At 69.2% G+C, this 17,616-nt stretch carries 12 protein-coding genes and 2 pseudogenes; 7 read left to right on the forward strand and 7 right to left on the reverse strand.

Annotated elements, in window-relative coordinates:
- Nucleotides 1–6 precede the first annotated feature (6 nt).
- The 3 genes from kdpF to OHU74_RS35855 all read right to left on the reverse strand — a co-directional run bounded on the left by kdpF (nt 7) and on the right by OHU74_RS35855 (nt 1,100).
- Complete coding sequence (gene kdpF / locus OHU74_RS35845) at nt 7–96, reverse strand: K(+)-transporting ATPase subunit F (RefSeq protein ID WP_037690508.1); 90 nt, start codon at nt 94–96, stop codon at nt 7–9.
- Nucleotides 93–254, reverse strand: a complete 162-nt coding sequence (locus OHU74_RS35850) for a hypothetical protein (RefSeq protein ID WP_371614002.1) — start codon at nt 252–254, stop codon at nt 93–95. Before OHU74_RS35850 ends, kdpF begins: the two co-directional genes overlap by 4 nt.
- A gap of 87 nt (nt 255–341) precedes the next feature.
- The gene (locus OHU74_RS35855) at nt 342–1,100 is read right to left on the reverse strand and encodes a DUF4118 domain-containing protein (RefSeq protein ID WP_371614001.1); all 759 of its coding nucleotides are present in this window, start codon (nt 1,098–1,100) and stop codon (nt 342–344) included.
- 278 nt (nt 1,101–1,378) lie between these two features.
- Here OHU74_RS35855 and OHU74_RS35860 point away from each other — a divergent pair, with 278 nt between their 5' ends.
- The 5 genes and pseudogenes from OHU74_RS35860 (at nt 1,379) to OHU74_RS35880 (ending at nt 8,881) form a co-directional block, all read left to right on the forward strand.
- The gene (locus OHU74_RS35860) at nt 1,379–3,262 is read left to right on the forward strand and encodes an APC family permease (protein WP_371614000.1); all 1,884 of its coding nucleotides are present in this window, start codon (nt 1,379–1,381) and stop codon (nt 3,260–3,262) included.
- A 270-nt stretch (nt 3,263–3,532) separates the two neighbouring features.
- Nucleotides 3,533–5,683 (forward strand): potassium-transporting ATPase subunit KdpB, encoded by a 2,151-nt coding sequence (gene kdpB, locus OHU74_RS35865; RefSeq protein ID WP_371613999.1) that lies wholly within the window; start codon nt 3,533–3,535, stop codon nt 5,681–5,683.
- Between the two features lie 310 nt (nt 5,684–5,993).
- The gene (locus tag OHU74_RS35870; RefSeq protein WP_371613998.1) at nt 5,994–7,931 is read left to right on the forward strand and encodes an APC family permease; all 1,938 of its coding nucleotides are present in this window, start codon (nt 5,994–5,996) and stop codon (nt 7,929–7,931) included.
- A 141-nt stretch (nt 7,932–8,072) separates the two neighbouring features.
- Nucleotides 8,073–8,352, forward strand: a pseudogene (locus OHU74_RS35875) (cation transporter); the annotation flags it as partial.
- Nucleotides 8,353–8,437: 85 nt separating this feature from the next.
- On the forward strand, nt 8,438–8,881 hold the full coding sequence (locus tag OHU74_RS35880; protein WP_371619893.1) for a hypothetical protein: 444 nt from the start codon (nt 8,438–8,440) through the stop codon (nt 8,879–8,881).
- Between the two features lie 1,612 nt (nt 8,882–10,493).
- Here OHU74_RS35880 and OHU74_RS35885 read toward each other — a convergent pair.
- Nucleotides 10,494–10,746 (reverse strand): annotated as a pseudogene (locus tag OHU74_RS35885) (cation:proton antiporter); the annotation flags it as partial.
- Nucleotides 10,747–10,935: 189 nt separating this feature from the next.
- Here OHU74_RS35885 and OHU74_RS35890 point away from each other — a divergent pair.
- Nucleotides 10,936–11,883 carry a universal stress protein gene (locus OHU74_RS35890; protein WP_371613997.1) on the forward strand — a complete coding sequence of 316 codons (948 nt, stop codon included), beginning with the start codon at nt 10,936–10,938 and terminating at the stop codon, nt 11,881–11,883.
- 691 nt (nt 11,884–12,574) lie between these two features.
- Nucleotides 12,575–14,056: an MFS transporter gene (locus tag OHU74_RS35895; RefSeq protein ID WP_371613996.1), complete on the forward strand. Its 1,482-nt coding sequence runs from the start codon at nt 12,575–12,577 to the stop codon at nt 14,054–14,056.
- A 396-nt stretch (nt 14,057–14,452) separates the two neighbouring features.
- Here the strand turns inward: OHU74_RS35895 and OHU74_RS35900 are convergent, their stop codons facing one another.
- The 3 genes from OHU74_RS35900 to OHU74_RS35910 form a co-directional block, all read right to left on the reverse strand.
- Entirely contained in the window at nt 14,453–15,388 is a 936-nt protein-coding gene (locus OHU74_RS35900) for a nitrilase-related carbon-nitrogen hydrolase (protein WP_371613995.1), read from the reverse strand.
- A gap of 280 nt (nt 15,389–15,668) precedes the next feature.
- Entirely contained in the window at nt 15,669–16,580 is a 912-nt protein-coding gene (locus OHU74_RS35905; protein WP_371613994.1) for a universal stress protein, read from the reverse strand.
- Nucleotides 16,581–16,839: 259 nt separating this feature from the next.
- A complete protein-coding gene (locus OHU74_RS35910) occupies nt 16,840–17,592 on the reverse strand; it encodes an HPF/RaiA family ribosome-associated protein (protein ID WP_371613993.1) in 753 nt (250 codons plus the stop codon).
- Nucleotides 17,593–17,616 lie beyond the last annotated feature (24 nt).

A 17,616-nucleotide genomic window follows, 5' to 3' on the forward strand; every position in this document is an offset into this window, starting at 1 on the left:
CGGTGGCTAGAACCTCTCCGGGTACACGAGGGCGAGGATGAGGTATCCCAGCAGGGAGACGGCCACGACGAGGCCGACGATGTTTTCGGCGTTCACAGCTTGGTCACCCCCCGGGCGATGAGGGCCACCAGCGCGAAGACCGCGACCGTGGTGACGACGAAGGCCAGATCGGCCACCGTGAGCTCCTGGATGAAGAGGGAAGAAAAGAATCGGCCAGACGGCCGATGCCGATGACGAGATAACCGTGTCTTCATCCCGGCGTTAAGAGGCCTTGACGGTGTCCATACGGCCGCCGGGGAACTCTTAACGCCACACTTACGCCAGGGGTCGTGAATCGCCGGTCAGCCCTGGTGGGAGAGGCCGGCCGTGTCCAGGGCGGCGCCTACCTGCGCGGCCAGTGCGACCGCCACCAGGCGGGCTTCCTCCGGGGGCAGGGGCCGGTCCGGCAGTGGATCGAGGAGGAAGCGGCCGTAGTAGTGGCCTCCGCCGACGGCCCGCAGTTCGGTCTCTCCGTCCGGCCAGTCCGCGTACTGGGTGATGCGGCCGCCGCGGCGCAGCCACAGGCTGCCGTCGCGCTCCAGCCGGGGCAGCCGGCCCATGAGGCTTCCGTACTCGAAGCGGCAGCCGCGCAGCCCCAACAGGCCGACGAGCTCTCGGCGCACGTACTCGACCACGGCTTCCGGCGAGCCGCCGTCCTCGGCCAGCCGCGCGGCGCCTTGGAGGCTCGACAGGTGTGCGGCGTCGGTGACCACGACCGTCTGGAGCCGGCGCACGCGTACGGCCAGCTGGGAGACGATCAGGCCGACGACGAGCAGCAGGACGGCCGTCTGGATCTCGTCGCCGTCGGCGATGGCGAACCGCTGGTAGGGCCTGGTGAGGAAGAAGTCGAACCAGCCCGCCGCCGACAGCGCGGCCAGGGCGCCGGCGGCCCGGGTGCCGAGTGCGGCGACGGCGACCACGGCGACGACCATGATCAGAGCCTCGTTGGTCGCCGAGAGGTCTCCGCGGAACGGCACGAGCGCCAGCGCTACGAGGAAGGGGGCCACGAGCGCCGCGAGCAGCACGGCGCGGTCGTGGAGTCGGTGTCGGTACCCGGACACGTGATGCCTCCTGTCCGGAGACGCAGGTCTTGATCGGAACCGCTCGGGTCCAATCGGGGTGGCCTGACACGGCCTGCCCTCATCAAGCGTGCCCCCGCTGAAGGAGGAGTCACTCACCCTGGCGAGGTCTTGACGCCCTTCATACGGATCTCCGTCCAGGGCGTAAGGGGTGCGTGAAGAGTGGGGCGGCAGCCGTATGGATCGCGCCAAGAGCACTGGTCATCCGGCCGCGCCGTCCGGACGCTGTCCTCACTTTGTCCAACGGAGGAACGAGCGAGATGTCCATGCACATGGAAAAGTCGACGACGGCCGGACAGGCGCCGGGCACGGAGGAACCTCCTGATATCGGCGCACGGACGCAGGTGGTGGAGGACCCGCACCGGCTGACCGCGCTCCAGGGCCTCGCCGCGCTGTCGCTCGACGCGATGGCCTCCGTCGCCTACGGGCCGGAGTCGATCGTGCTGGTCCTCGCGGCGGCGGGAGCCTACGGCCTCGGATTCACGCTCCCCGTCACCCTGGCCATCGCGGCGCTGCTGGCCGTCCTGGTGGCCTCGTACCGGCAGGTGATCGCAGCGTTCCCGGACGGCGGCGGCTCGTACGCCGTAGCCAAAAGACACCTGGGGCGACGTACGAGCCTCGTCGCCGCGGCCTCGCTGATCCTCGACTACGTGCTGAACGTGGCCGTCTCCGTCACGGCCGGCGTGGCCGCCCTGACCTCGGCCTTTCCGGAGCTCTACCCGGAGCGGGTGTGGATCTGCCTCGCGGTGCTGGTCCTGGTCACGGCGGTGAACCTGCGGGGGGTCGTGGACTCGGCCAAGGCTTTCCTCGTCCCCACCGCCGTGTTCGTGGGGTCGATCCTGGCGATGGTCGTGGTCGGCCTGTTCCGTGACGGGCCGGTGAGCACCGCCTCGGCCGCCGGGCACGCCTCCGTGCTGGGCGAAGGGGCCACCACGGTCGGTGCGCTCCTGCTGCTGAAGGCCTTCGCGGCCGGCTGCTCGGCACTGACCGGCGTCGAAGCCGTGGCCAACGCGGTGCCGTCCTTCCGTGCCCCGGCCGCTCGCCGTGCCCAACGCACCGAGGTGGCGCTCGGAGCCCTGCTGGGTGTGATGCTGATCGGGCTCTCGGTCCTGATCGGCCGCTTCCACCTCCAGCCGGTCGAGGGGGTCACCGTCCTCGCTCAGCTCGCGGACGCGTCTTTCGGCCACAACGCTGCTTTCTACGTGGTCCAGTTCGCCACCATGGTGCTCCTCGCGCTCGCCGCGAACACCTCCTTCGGCGGGCTGCCGGTGCTCATGAGCCTGCTGGCCCGCGACAACTTCCTGCCGCACGTCTTCGCCCTCAAGGCCGACCGCCAGGTGCACCGCCACGGTGTTGTCTGGCTGGCACTCGTCTCGGCGGCCCTGCTCGTCTTCTCCGGCGGCGACACCAACACCCTCGTCCCGCTCTTCGCGATCGGCGTCTTCGTCGGCTTCACCGTCTGCCAGATCGGCATGGTCCGGCACTGGCGCGGCGAGCGCCCCCGGGGCTGGCGGGCCAAAGCGGCTCTCAACGGCTTCGGCGCGCTGCTCACCGGGGTCTCGGCGGTGGTCGTGACCGCCACGAAGTTCACCGAGGGCGCCTGGCTGATCGTCCTCGCCCTGCCGCTCATCGTCCTCGCGTTCGAGAAGATCCACCGTGCCTACGCTCAGATCGGTGAACGCCTGGAGCTCGGCCGCATCCCGCAGGCGCCCCTGCGCTCCCGCTCGCTGGTCGTCGTACCGGTCTCCGGACTGTCCCAACTGACCTGCCAGGCCCTGACCGCCGCACGTTCGCTCGGCGACGAGGTCCTCGCCGTGACCGTGACCCACCCGGTTCCGGAGGACCAGCAGGCTGCGGAAGCCCTGAGACGGGACTGGGAGTTGTGGAAGCCCGGGGTCGAGTTGGTCGAGGTGCCCTCCAGCACCCGCTCGCTCGGCCGTCCGGTGTCGGCATACGTCCGCGAGCTGACGGAGACGCATCCGGGCACCCAGGTGACCGTCCTCATCCCGGAGACCGAACCCGCCCACCTGTGGCAGCGGATGCTCCAGAACCAGCGCGGATCCGTCGTCGCGCACGCGGTCCGCCGCGACACCGACGCCGTCATCTGCCGGCTGCGTTTCCGCATCACCGACGACGTGCGCTGACCTGCGTTGACGCACCTCTGACGGATGCTTGACGCATCTAGTGCGCCGCCGTCAAGACGGCGCCAATTCCTCCGCGTTGATGGGGGACAGCTCTACATCGGGCGGTAGTTTCCTGCTTGTTGCGCTGCCGGGGGGCCTCGATCACTCACATGACGGCCGAGGGGGTCCATGGAGTAGTCCCCCGGCGGCGACACCCCTCTCTCAAGCACCCCTGCCCGGCTCGCGGGCAGGGGTGTCTTGCCGAAGTCGAACTCACCAGAAGGTCCTTTCATGGCTCCCGCCACCGCGCAGCACGTTCCCCCGGGTCTCGGAACCCCTCCGCGGACCCCGGTCAACCGCCCGTCCCGGAAGCGTTCCGGCCAGGTGAACATGCTGGAGCCCGAGCTCCTCGCAGCCTCCGCGCGTGAGGCCGTCGGAAAGCTACACCCGCGTGAACTGGTGAAGAAGCCGGTGCTGTTCGTCGTCGCGGTGGGATCGGTCCTGACGACGCTCTCGGCGCTCGTCCACCCGTCCGTCTTCACCTGGGTGATCAGCGTCTGGCTGTGGCTGACGGTCCTGTTCGCCAACCTCGCCGAGGCCGTTGCAGAAGGCCGCGGCCGGGCTCAGGCCGAGTCGCTGCGCAAGGCGCGTACGGACACGGTCGCGCTCCGGCTGAACCACTGGACGTACGGGGCCAACCTGCGGCGCGCCGAGACCGAGGCGGTGACCCCGGCCGAGCTCCAGCCCTTTGACTTCGTCCTCGTCGAGGCCGGCGAGCTGATCCCGGCCGACGGGGACGTGGTCGACGGCGCCGCGATGGTGGACGAGTCGGCCGTCACCGGCGAATCGGCCCCCGTACTACGGGAGTCGGGCGGCGACCGGACCGGTGTCACGGGCGGCACGACCGTCCTGTCGGACTCGATCGTCGTACGGGTCACCTCGCGCCCCGGGAACAGCTTCATCGACCGGATGATCGCCCTGGTCGAGGGCGCCACCCGGCAGAAGACCCCGAACGAGATCGCGCTCAACATCCTGCTGGCCGCCCTGACCGTCATCTTCATCCTGATCGTGGTCACCATCCAGCCGATGGCCGCCTACGCGGGCGCCGCCCAGTCCACGACCGTCCTGGTCGCCCTCCTCGTCACCCTCATCCCCACCACCATTGGCGCCCTGCTCTCCGCGATCGGCATCGCCGGTATGGACCGCCTGGTCCAGCGGAACGTCATCGCGATGAGCGGCCGTGCAGTAGAGGCGGCCGGCGACATCAACACCCTGCTCCTCGACAAGACCGGCACGATCACCCTCGGCAACCGCGAGGCCGCGGCCTTCATCCCGCTGCCCGGCGTCGAGCACGTCAAGCTCGCGGACGCCGCCCAGTTGTCCTCCCTCGCCGACGAGACCCCCGAAGGCCGCTCCGTCGTGGCCCTGGCCCAGCAGTACGGGCTCCAGCCGGCTGTCGCCGAGGATCTGAGCAACCCGCGCTTCACCGAGTTCAGTGCCCGCACCCGAATGAGTGGCGTCAACCTGAGCTGGGACAACGGCGCCGGCTGCGCGATCCGCAAGGGTGCGGTGAAGCAGGTCTGCGACTGGGTGGTGGCACGCGGCGGGACCGTACCGTCCGAGGCCGCCGACTGGTCGGCCGCTGTCTCCGAGTCCGGCGGCACCCCTCTCCTGGTGGCGGTCCACGACTGGGACGGCCCGCGGGTCCTCGGCATCATCCACCTCAAGGACGTGGTCAAGGACGGGATCCGGGAGCGCTTCGCGGAGCTGCGCGCCATGGGGATCCGTACGGTCATGGTGACCGGCGACAACGAGCTGACGGCCCGCGCCATCGCCGCCGAGGCGGGAGTCGATGAATACCTCGCCGAAGCCACCCCCGAGGACAAGCTCGCGCTGATCAAGCGGGAGCAGGCGGGCGGCAAGCTCGTCGCGATGACGGGCGACGGCACGAACGACGCGCCCGCCCTAGCGCAGGCCGACGTGGGCGTGGCGATGAACACGGGCACCTCGGCCGCCAAGGAGGCCGGGAACATGGTGGACCTCGACTCCAACCCCACCAAGCTCATCGAAATCGTGGAGATCGGCAAACAACTCCTCATCACCCGAGGCGCCCTGACCACCTTCTCCATCACGAACGACGTGGCCAAGTACTTCGCGATCATCCCGGCCATGTTCACCGCGGCCTACCCGGGACTCGGCGCGCTCAACATCATGGGCCTGAGCAGCCCCACCTCAGCGATCACCTCGGCGATCATCTTCAACGCCCTGATCATCGTCGCCCTCATCCCGCTCGCCCTGCGCGGCGTCCGCTACCGCCCCGCCTCCGCGCACGACCTGCTGCGCCGCAACCTTGGCGTCTACGGCCTTGGCGGCCTGATCCTGCCGTTCGTCGGCATCAAGCTCATCGACCTGCTGGTGTCCACCGTCCCCGGCCTCGGCTGAGGGCCGTCCAAGACCTCGTTCACCACAGACCACAGACCAAGGCCGCACCAGGCCGGCCAGCGTTGATCCACACTCCGCTGGTTCCCCTGCGGGGGCGGCCCCCGTCCGGGCCGCCCCCGCGCCTCGTACGGAGCTGCTCTCGACCTTCGACGTGGGCGCGATGCGGCCGCTACGCCGCCGGTGGGTCTGTCCGTGTTAAGGACGCGTCAGGATTCGCTCAGCTGCGTGCATAAGTGATCAGCCTGCGTACGCTTGCTCCGCCGTCGATGTCGATGGCTGATTCTTTGCCGTACGACAGGAGCCCCCCACGATGGCCACCCCTGCCCGCTCCTCGCGCCTGCGCGCGTGGATGCTGGAAGGCCTGACCGCCGACACCAGTTCGCCCGCCGCCAAAGAGTCGGCTGCCCAGCCCCACGGCCGGCCATGGTGGCGGGTCATGTGTCTGACGGGTCTCGACTACTTCTCCACCCTCGGCTACCAGCCGGGTATCGCAGCGCTGGCCGCCGGACTGCTGTCCCCGCTGGCGACCATCGTGCTCGTCATACTCACCCTCTTCGGCGCGCTGCCGGTGTACCGCCGGGTGGCGGAGGAGAGCCCGCACGGCGAGGGCTCGATCGCCATGCTGGAGCGGCTGCTGACGTTCTGGAAGGGCAAGCTGTTCGTCCTGACCCTCCTGGGGTTCGCGGCGACCGACTTCCTCATCACCATCACCCTTTCGGCCGCCGACGCCACCGCGCACCTGGTGGAGAACCCGCACCTGACCTCCACCCTGCACGGGCACGAGGTTCTGATCACGCTGATCATGGTCGCGCTGCTCGGAGCCGTGTTCCTCAAGGGGTTCAGCGAGGCCATTGGCGTCGCCGTGGTCCTGGTGGCCACCTACCTCGGCCTCAACGTGATCGTCATGGCCGTCGGCGTGTGGAAGGTACTGAGCGAACCGCACGTCATCACCGACTGGTCGCAGGCGCTGACCACCGAGCACGGCAGTCCGTTCATGATGATCGCCATCGCGCTGGTCGTCTTCCCCAAGCTGGCGCTGGGCATGTCCGGATTTGAGACGGGCGTCGCGGTCATGCCGCACGTCGAAGGCGATCCGGATGACACCCCGGAGAAGCCGGCGGGCCGGATCCGCGGCACGAAGAAGCTCCTCACCACCGCCGCCGTGATCATGAGCGTCTTCCTGATCGTGTCCAGCTTCATCACCACCCTGCTGATCCCCGCCGACGCGTTCCAGCCGGGCGGCGAGGCCAACGGCCGTGCCCTCGCCTTCCTGGCCCACGAGTACTTGGGCTCGGCCTTCGGCACCGTCTACGACATCTCCACGATCCTGATCCTGTGGTTCGCGGGCTCCTCCGCGATGGCTGGCCTGCTGAACCTGATGCCGCGCTACCTGCCCCGCTACGGCATGGCCCCGCATTGGGCGCGTGCCCTGCGCCCGATGGTCATCGTCTTCACCCTCATCGCCTTCCTGGTGACCTGGCTGTTCAACGCCGATGTGGACGCGCAGGGCGGCGCCTACGCCACCGGTGTCCTGGTCCTGATCACCTCGGCTGCGGTCGCCGTGACCATCGCGGCCCGGCGGGCCGGCGAGCGCGGCTGGACCATCGCCTTCGGCGTGATCTCCGCGGTCCTCGTCTACACCACCGCCGTGAACGTCGTGGAGCGCCCCGACGGCGTGAAGATCGGCGCCTGCTTCATCGCCGGCATCATGGCCCTCTCCCTGCTCTCCCGGCTCGCCCGCGTCTTCGAACTCCGTGTCACGGACATCGAGCTGGACGACATGGCCCAGCGGTTCATCCGCGACACCGCCAACCGCACGATCCGGTTCATCGCCAACGAGCCGGACAGCCGTGACCTGGACGAGTACCGGCAGAAGAAGCAGCAGATCCGCGCGGACAACGACATCCCGTCCGAGGACGACGTCATGTTCGTCGAGGTCACCGTCCTGGACGCCTCCGAGTTCGAATCCGGCATGCGGGTACGGGGCGAGGTCCTCCACGACCGCTACCGCGTCCTGACCCTGGAGAGCTCCAGCATTCCCAACGCCCTGGCCGCCCTCCTCCTGTACGTCCGGGACGAGACCGGCCAGCGCCCCCACATCTACTTCGAGTGGACCGAGGGGAACCCGATGGCCAACTTCCTGCGCTTCTTCCTCTTCGGCCAGGGCGAAGTCGCCCCCGTCACCCGCGAGGTCATCCGCGAGGCCGAACCGGACCGCGCCCGCCGCCCGCACGTCCACGCCGGCTGACGTCCGACGCCGACGTCAAGAAGCCGACAGGAATCCCGCCGGACCCTCGCTTGGACGAGGATCCGGCGGGATTCTCACTTCTGTGCCCACTTTCTGGCGCCCCGACCGCAGCATCCGCAGGACCGTACTCGCCCTCGGGGCGGCTCCGCCAGCGCGGTCGCCGACTCCAAGCAGACCCTCCTCTGCACCTACCTCTCCGCCTTCCTCCTCGTGGGCCTGGTCCTCAACGCCACCCTCGGCTGGAGCTGGGCCGACCCGATCGCGGCCCTCGTCATCGCCGCCATCGCGGTGAAGGAAGGCCGCGACGCCTGGCAGGGCAAGGGCTGCTGCGCGACACCCGCCACTGCGGCGGTCGCGCCGTCCGCCGACTCCGCGACGGACGCGTGCGGGCTGCGGCCCCGGCTGCGACTGCTGTTCCTGAACCCGTGCGATGCCTCGTACGCGGGGCGCGGTGAGTGTGATGATCGCGCTTGCGTGCGGCACGGGTCCGGCGCACAGGAGAGAACATGAAGCCGTACCTCGCCGTACCTCTGGTGCTCATCGCACTGCTCATCGCCGTCTCCGGGGTGGCCGCGGTCGCCCGTGGCTGGGTACTTCCCATGAACCGGCGCCACGTCCACAGCCCTCGCGTCTACGGATGGGGTCAGTTGGTGGCGGCCCTGGCACTGTGCTGGCAGGTGCTCTTCGGGCTGGTGATCAGCGATTCCGGGACCCGGCACTGGGGCACCCTGACCGGAGGCGCGATTCTGGTCGTCGGCCTCATGGTGATGATGGTGGGCCAGTTGGCGGGTGGCGGTCGGGAAGGCAGCGGCCACTCGATGGTGGTCCCGATGAGACTGGCGGCGACGATCCGCCGGATTCCGGATGGAGCCTGCGGGACGGTTCCGGGGGAGACCATGTGCACCACTTCCAGGGTGTCTGCGGGGACGTCGGGTGTGGCCACAACGTAGAAGTCCCCAGGTCAACCGCATATGTGGCCCGCCATCACAATCGGGCTACACCTGATGTGCCCGCGCACCATATGACCGGAACTCCTGCCCCGCATCCCCTCCGGAACAGGGTCGTGAAGCCCTGTCGGAATTGGAGAGTCAGGGCTCTTTTGGGTAGGCGGTGCTGACTCCCGTGCTGGTTTGGTGCTGACCCGAAACCCCACGTCAGCACCCCTCGCGACCCGTCCCGTGCTGGTTCGGTGCAGGTTACGCTGCGTTGAGCGCGACCTGATTTGGGCCGATGCGGGCAAAGCGGAAGCGCGGAGAATCAGGCTGGGTTCCGCCTCTCGGGCTCGTTTCGCACTGGGCGTTGGCCGGCACGCCGCGGCGACCGGATTCGAGTGCATGACGCACCCCGGCATGCTGTAGGCAGTGGGCCGGGACACAGCGACGCCCGGATTCCCGCTGGACTCGGACTCTGGATACCGGCAGATTCTTCGTCTCCTGGTGGTACGGCAGCTACACCCATGCCGACCAGGGGAAACGGCAGTTGGCGCCGTCCTCTGGCGGCGCCTGGTCCGGATATGGTCCGGATCTTGGTGCGGCCCGGTCTCCGCGATTCGCGAGGGCGGCCTGGACCCGGAGTGGAAGCCCCTCCTGAAGAACAACGCCGGTGTCAACGTCAGCCCGTGCTTCCCCGCTTACGTGTCCGGCCATGCCTCCTTCGGTGCCGCCTGGGCGGGAATCATGAAGCGCTACTTCGGCAGCGACACCATCGCCTTCGACCTCACACCGACGAACCCAACGCACCGGTCAAGCAGCGCCACTTCACCAGCTTCAGCGCCGCGGCCAAGGAGGATGTCGACAGTCGCATCTGGCTCGGGGTCCGCTACCCGTGGGACGCCACTGACGGCCTGATCCTCGGGGGCAACGTCGCAGGCCAGGTCTTCACCACCGAGCTCCGCACCCTGTGAGGTGAAGTGATGTGAGGCCACGCGGCACGGCCGGGGAGTGCCTGGCCGCACGGCCGCCGCCCCCCAAGGCGGTGGCCGTGCGCAGGGGGACGCGATAGCGCCGCTGTCGCGTCCCCGCAGGTGTCCTCCGCGTCTACGGAGCCGGTGACCGGCACTCCGTCTCGAACGCGCGCAGGACGGAGGTCGGAGCTCTGCGCGTCGGCGTTCTGCGATAGGGCTCCGGCCCGGCCTCGGTAATCCGTTCCGGCTCGGGGACTGGGAGCCCGGGAAGGGCGGCACCTCGCGGGGGCTGCACCGCGCCGGGACCACTTCCCACTGGGAGAGTAGGACCAGGGCTAAAGGAGGGGAAGAACGACCGTTCCGCCGGCCGCGACAAGATGAGGTCGGCTCAGCAGGAGGGCTCCGCTCTGGGCCGCCCGCGCCCTGTCGGTCCTGTGGGTGGCACTACCTGGGCGGCTCATCTCCCAGCGGGATGAGAGTGGTGTCGAAGGTGACGTCGGCGATCTCGGCCGCTAGCTGGGTGAGTCGGAGGTTGTGGGCGCGTGCGTAGGAGCGGAGGGCGACGAACGCGTCGTCGAGGGAGCACTGTCAGCGCTCCGCGAGGATCCCCTTGGCCCGTTCGAGGATGATGCGGCTGGTCAGTGCGTACTGGAGCTGGGGGACACCGGCTTCCACACCGCGCGCAGCTCGCGCCAGGACATCTCCTCGGCGCCGGCGTACAGCAGGGGCGGCAGGGCTACGAGGCCGATGAGCTCTGGGGTGACGTGTATCTGCGGGGCGCCGGGCAGCAGCGCCACGACGAGGCCCGCGACGACCGGCAACGAGGGTGCGGGTATGCGCCAGCGCCGAGCACCGGTCGCCACGCGAGTGGCGGGGGACGACAAGAAGCAAGACCGTAGCGAAGCTGCGCAGGTCCAGGTGGGACTGGGCATTCACCCGGTGCGGAGATGTCGCCGAGACCGGATAGGCAGCGGCAGCGCGTGATCATCGGTGCAGTCGTGATTGAGCAGCAGGGACTGTCGTCTGCGAGCCATCGGCCGGGACCTTCGGCCCAGATGAGGTCCTGAGGGACCCTCTGCTGTCGGTCGCCGCGGTGACAGCGTGGAGCTGTCCCCAAGGAGCAGTCAGCGTGGAGGAACCATGGAAAGCAACCGTGGCGGTCCGGCACTCGGATCGGTCATCGTCGGCGTCGACGGGTCCGGGCCGGCCCGGTGGGCGGCGCTCTGGGCCTCGGACGAGGCCGCCCGCCGCAGGCGCCCTCTGCACATCGTGTTCGGGTCCGACATCGACGGCCGCGTCCTCGATCTCTCGGACGAGGACCTGGAACGGGTCAGTACCGAAGGTCGTGACCTGCTTGAAGGTACCGCGCAGGCTGCGCAGGGCCGCCATCCCGCGCTCTCCGTGACGACGGAGCTCAGCCGCAGCGGACCTGCCATGAGCCTGCGCCGGGCCGCAAGCAGCTGCGGCACCCTCGTCGTTGGTCATCGGGGTCCGGGCGGATTCAGCTCATTGACCCTGGGCTCGGTCGGGCTCAAGGTCGTGGCGGAGGCCCGCACGCCCGTGGTCGTCGTCCGGGGGAGCGAGGAGGCGGCCGGGCACGACGTCGTGCTGGCCGGCGTCCGCGACGAGCGCGACCTCGATTGCGTGCGTCATGCCGCGCGGGCGGCCGAACTACGCAAGGCCTCACTGCGACTGCTGCATGTCCGGAGCATCCTGCAGTCCGTCGGCTCGGCGGTGAGAGAACTCAAGGGCCTGAACGAGGGCGTCGGCCATCACGAGCAGTCGAGTCTGGCGTTCGTCGCGGAGCAGATCCGGGACGAATTCCCCTCTCTGACCGTACAGGCCGACTCCGAGGAGAGCGTGTCCGTGGCCGGGGTGCTGGTGGAGGCGTCCCGTCACGCGGATCTGCTGGTCATCGGCGGGCGCCGGAAGCCCGGATATGTCGGCCGAACCCTGGGGCGCGTGACGCACAGCCTCGTGCACCATGCGCACTGCCCCGTCGAACTCATCCCCCGCCACGGCGACGAAAGCAGGAGTGAGGCGTCATGATGACGAGTGAAGTCGGTGAGATCCTCGTACGCATCGACCCTTCGGAGAACTGGTACGTGGTCTTGGCGCGGGCAGCCGCCGAGGCCGAGAAGCGCGGGCTCGGGCTTCGGCTCGTCCTGCCCGCAGCCCCTCAGTCCGATCCGCACCGTGCTGACGGGAGGCCGGGCGCCGACAGCAGCTGCCGGGGCCAGCATCCCCGGAATGTGGATGGGTGGGGTGAGGAAGGCGCGTGCCGAGCCGAAGACGGCGAGGACTGCCTCCAGTAGCCGCCGGACGCGTGGAGCCCGGCCGGGCTGCATCGCCTGGCCGGGCTGCATCGCCTGGCCGCTGAGCCTTGCGACCGAGCAAGGGGCGGGTCCATTCTGCTGTGCGGAGTGGCGTGGGGGTGCTGTAGCGTGTTCGAGTTCCTGCGCCAAGGTTTCGGTGGCAGTGACCGGACTTCCTGTTCCTTCTGTGTCGATCTTGGGGTGACGTCTTATTAACCAGGCCATGTAGTCGTCCGTGTTCCCTGCGTGCTGTGTTGTCGCACGTGTCCGGGGGCGGACGTCGCGCTGGCCTGAGTTGCGTCACCCCTCCCCGCAGTTTTCCTTCCCGGGTGCAGCTCTGCCGTCTGCCCCGGGTTCCGTGTTTTCCGGCCCCGGTGCGGCTCTCGGCAGGGCTCCCCGATTCCTTTGGATCAGGAGTTTCCGTTTTGTCTTCCTCCGCGCTCGACAACGAGCCAGAGCACACCACCACCCAGACCCCGACCCACCCATCACCTGGACCCTCGAAGATGGCCATGGGGGCCTGGATCGCCCTCCTGGTGCTGCTGACCGCCGAGCTGATGAACATGCTCGACCAGTCGGTCGTCCTGACCGCGCTGCCGGCCATCCAGGAGTCGACCGGTGCCGGACCGGTCGCGGTGCAGTGGCTGACCAGCGCCTATTCCCTGCCCGTCGCCGTCGGGCTGATCACCGGCGGACGGCTTGGTGACATCTATGGCCGCCGCAGGATCCTGCTCATCGGCACCGTCGTGTTCACCGCCGCCTCGCTGCTGTGCGGACTGGCCACCGGCCCGGGCGTGCTGATCGGTGCCCGTCTGCTCCAGGGTGTCGGCGTGGCCGTGATGATCCCGCAGGTCCTGGCGACCATGCACGTCACCTTCGAAGGTCAGAACCGCAGCAAGGCATTCGGCCTGTACGGGGCCGTCCTGGCGATCGCCAACGTCCTGGGACCGGTCCTGGGCGGCGTACTCACCCAGGCCGACCTGTTCGGGCTGTCCTGGCGGCCGATCTTCCTGGTCAACGTGCCCGTCGGGCTGGCTGTACTCCTCCTCGGACGCAGATTCATCCCCGAGTCGACCGTCCGCAAGGCCGACCGCCTCGATCTGGCCGGCATGCTGCTGTCCGGCCTGGCCATCATCCTGATCCTCTTCCCGCTCACCGAGGGCCACGCCCACGGGTGGCCGCTGTGGTGCTTCGCCATGCTCGCCGTCGGAGTCCTGGTCCTCGGTGTCTTCCTGCGCCACCAGCGGCGCAGGCAGGGCAACGCCCCGCTGGTGACCCTGTCCCTCTTCCGGGTCAGGCAGTTCTCCGGGGGCATGGCCGCGGACCTGATGCACGGCCTGCTGTGCGGCCTGTTCTTCATGACCTGGACGCTGTACCTGCAGCGCGGACTCGGCATGAGCCCGCTTGAGGCGGCCGTGGCCTTCGTGCTCCTCTCCGTGGGAGAACTGGGCGGCGCGACCGCCGCGGCGAAGACCGCCGGACGTTTCGCCCGCCGTCTGCCGCAGGCCGGAGCCCTCATCGCGACCGCTGCGATGGTCACCTACGGGCTCCAGATCGGCAGCGACCGGGCCGACCTGACCCTGCTGGCGATGACCCCTCCGGTGGTGCTGATCGGCTTCGGTCTGGGCATGGTCTCCGGCCCGCTCGCCGATTTGTCGCTGGCCAGGGTCCCGCACGAGGACGCAGGCTCGGCCTCGGGCTTGTTCAACACCGCCATTCACCTGGGCATCGCGCTGGGCACCGCGCTCACCGCCGTGGTGTTCTTCGCCATCACCGGCGGCTCTCCCGACGGCGCGGTCAACCGCGACGCGTTCGTCACCGTGCTGTGGTGGGTCTGCGGCCTCCTTGCCCTGATGTGGGCCCTGATGTTCTGCCTGCCCAAGCAGGCCGACAATCAGGCCGACTGAGCCACCCCCAGGTCCCGGCCGGCACGTCGGACGGGACCTGGGTCCTCAGCCGTCCTCGGCCTCCCCGCCCTCGGCGGCATCGGGATCCGGGAAGGGGCGCAGGCCCCCGGCCCCGTCCGCTGGCCGTGCTGTTGAACAGGTAGCGGCCCAGAAGAACGATGTGCCGGTCCCTCCCGGCAGTTCGGGGACGCGGGCCTGAAGATTCTCGGAGGAACCCTGGTGTGGCCCGTCAGAGTTCGGATCGGATTCCTGATAGCGCGGCCAGTTGGATCTCCCCGCTGGTGGACAGCGAGTGGAGAGCCGACCGGCCGCCAGGGGTAGTGCCGCGTGTGCGATCGGAGCCGATGAGAGCTTCTGTCGTCCGTCAGTGCGCCCGTACCGGCATCGAGGAGTTTCTCAGTGGGCGGGGCGCAGGGCCGGGTTGAGGGTGAGTCGGCTGTCGGTGGGGTGGTGGCCTTCGGGGCTGAAAGGGGGTACTGCCGCGGGGAGGCAGTCGGCGATGAGCAGGGTGTCGTGCTGGCGGTCTTCGGCGGTTGCGACGATCAGTGGTTCGCCGTCGGGGGCCCAGATTCCGGAGTTGCCCTGGTACTGCCAGGAGCCGGCGGGGACCTGTTCCCAGCCGCGGCGGTTGGCGTAGGCGATGAACAGGCGCCAGATGCTGGCCATGGCCGGGATGATGTGGCGGGTGGCGTCCTGGTAGGGGACCTGGCTCATGGTGCCGTCGGCCAGGCGGAAGTGGCCATCCGCAGCTGTGGGCCCGAGAACGATCGTGGCGCCCTGTTCGGAGAGGTACTGGTAGAGAGGCGGGAACTCGCACTCGTAGCAGTTCAGCACGCCCACCGCGATGCCATTGAGATGGACGACGGGCGGCAGGTCCTGGCCGAAGGAGTAGTTGCGCCGCTCGGCAGCCCCGTACAGGTGGGTCTTGCGGTAGTTCGCGGCCACCAGCCCGTCGGGCCCGATCACGCTGATCGAGTCGTAGAACGTGTCCCCGTCCCGCTCGGGGTAAGGCAAGACCACGGCCAGGCCGTGCTCCTTGGCAACCAGTCGGGCCCGCTCGATGGAGGGGCCCTCGCGGTGCTCTGCCAGCTCCCGGCACTGCTCGGGGTCGATCGCGTAGCCGGTGGTGTACTTCTCCGGGAACACGACCGCCTGGCAGCTGTAGTCCGCTGCCAATGCGGCTACTTCGGTCAGACGCTCCAGGTTCCGTTCCACCGCCTCCCGGCTGCCGACTGGGCCCTGACCCTGGTACAGGGCCACCCGCAGTCCTTCACCGAAGATCGGGGCAGCACGCAGGGCGGAGCGGAACACGACACGAACAGGCTGCAACATCGACAACGGGATCCTTGTCTGACTGGAGGTCCGGGCGACCGCCACCGGAGCAAGAACGATTCACTACACCGTCGGACACCCCACCCGGGCCGCAGGCTCGGCCACTCGGTCGTCGCCCTGATGTGGGCGCCCGGCAGTCCGGGGAGGGGATGGGCTGCCGGGCGCGCGGCATCGGGGCGGTCCTGTCACCGCGATCCGGATGCCGTGAGCTCCTGGGAACGCGACAGGCGCTGACCCCGTGCCACCCGCATCACTGCGGATGCTGCCTGTTTCCCGGGACTCAGGGGTGCGGTACGACCGCGACCGGGGCCGTGGAGTGGTGGAGCACGGCGTGGGCGACCGGGCCGAGGTGGGTGCCGATGGCCGAGCGGCGGATCCGTCGGCCGACGACGAGCAGGGAGGCGTCCGCCGACGCCTCGATGAGATGTCCGGCGGCCTGCCCCACGGAGCATTCCTCTTCGACGCGAACCTGGGGGTACTTGCCGTGCCAAGGCCGCAGTGCGTCGCCGAGCGCGGTTGCCGTGCCGGCCGCCATGCCGTCCCGCACCTCGGGGGCGAACAGCGCCGGGTCGAAGGAGAAGGTGGGCGGCATGTTCCAACTGTGGATCACACGCAGCGGGGCTCGCCGCGAGGACGCTGCGTCGAAGGCGTAGTCGAGGAGGTTATCGCACGGGCGGGAGAGGTCCAGCCCGAGCACGACCGGCCGGTAGGCGCCTTCCTGTGGCCCGTTGTCGACGGGTATCGGCAGATGGGCGGTGTCCATCCAGGCGCCGGGCCGTACGACCACCACGGGGCGCTCGGCGTGGGCGAGTACGGCCTGGGACACGGATCCGACGAGGAAGCCCGCCATCGCCGCCAGCCCGCGCGAGCCCAGTACCAGCAGTTCGGCCCCCTGTGCGGCAGCGGCCAGGACGGTCAGGGGCCGGCCGTCCACTTGCTCCGTGGTGATCTCCAGATCGGGGTGCCGCTCGGCCAACTCCTTTGCCACCTCCCGCGGAATGCGCTCGCCCCAGTGCTGAGGGGACGGTGTGGCGGCGGTCTGCGACGCGTAGCCGTACGACGGGATCCACTCCTCCACCGCGTGCAGCAGTTTGAGCGGGAGTCGGCGCCGCTGGGCCTCGCGGGCGGCCCACTCGGCGGCTGCCAGCGATGCGGGGGACCCGTCGAGGCCCGCGATGACCGTACGTGACATGGTGTCTCCTCCAGAAGCGTGAAGGGCAGAGCGACGACCGCCGTCGGCGGTGTGTGTCCCACCCTTCCGCGTCGGGCCGTAGGGGGAGATGGTCCAGGGGGCCCGGGAGCCGGGCCGAACGGCCCTCTGTCGCCCGGCCTGCCGGAGCCCCTCACACGAAGTCGCCGGCGCTCCCAAGAGGTAACGCGGGCAACGGCACTTGCGCGCACCGTGGTAGTCACTTGTGCGGGATGACGGCCACGGCATTGGGGCCCGTGTTCTACGGTGCAGGGGAGATCAGGCCGTAGTGGCCGTCGTGCCTCTGGTAGAGGACGCATCCTCGTTTCGTGGCCGAGTCGACGAAGAACACGAAGGCGAGCCCCGCGATACGCATGCGGTCGACGGCCGCGTCGACGCCGCATTCAGGGGCGGCGGCCGAACTCACGCTCAACAGGGGACCGGCTTCGTACTGCTGACTGTCCCCGCCGGCAGAGGCCACGCGGTACCCGCCGGTCTGCCCCTGGCGGTAGACGACGCAATCGGCTCCCGATGTCATGTCGGTGAACAGCCAGAAGTTGTAGTCCATGGACTCCATGTCGATGACGGCGTCTTCGGGAGTCTGTCGTCCCAGGCCGAATGCCTTCTGGCGCACGATGTGGGGTTCGTCAATCGACGGCGGAGGCGGTTGGTGGTGGTCGGGACGATGTTCTCGTCCGCCGTGCTGCCGGGCGCTGGCGAGGCGCGCGGCCAGTCGCTCCTGCAGGAGATCGACCGCCTTGAACATCGTGTCCGCGGCACAGTGGGCGCGCACCGGGTGGCCGTTCACGTTCACCACGGCCTGGGCGATGGCGGGGCGGCTCGCCGATGGGTTGGCCGTCTGCGTGAGCTTGGCACGGACGGCAAGGACCGGCGGCCCCACGTGTGCGATCGCTGCCAGCATCTTCGTTTGGACGTACTCGGACGCGCCTTCGGGCACTGGCCCTCGCTTGTTCACCAGGACGTCAACCCGTGGACGGGACTTGAGATGGCTCATGTGAATTCCTCCTCCGTCGGCATC

This window comes from Streptomyces sp. NBC_00454 (genome assembly GCF_041434015.1).
Taxonomy (GTDB): Bacteria; Actinomycetota; Actinomycetes; order Streptomycetales; family Streptomycetaceae; genus Streptomyces.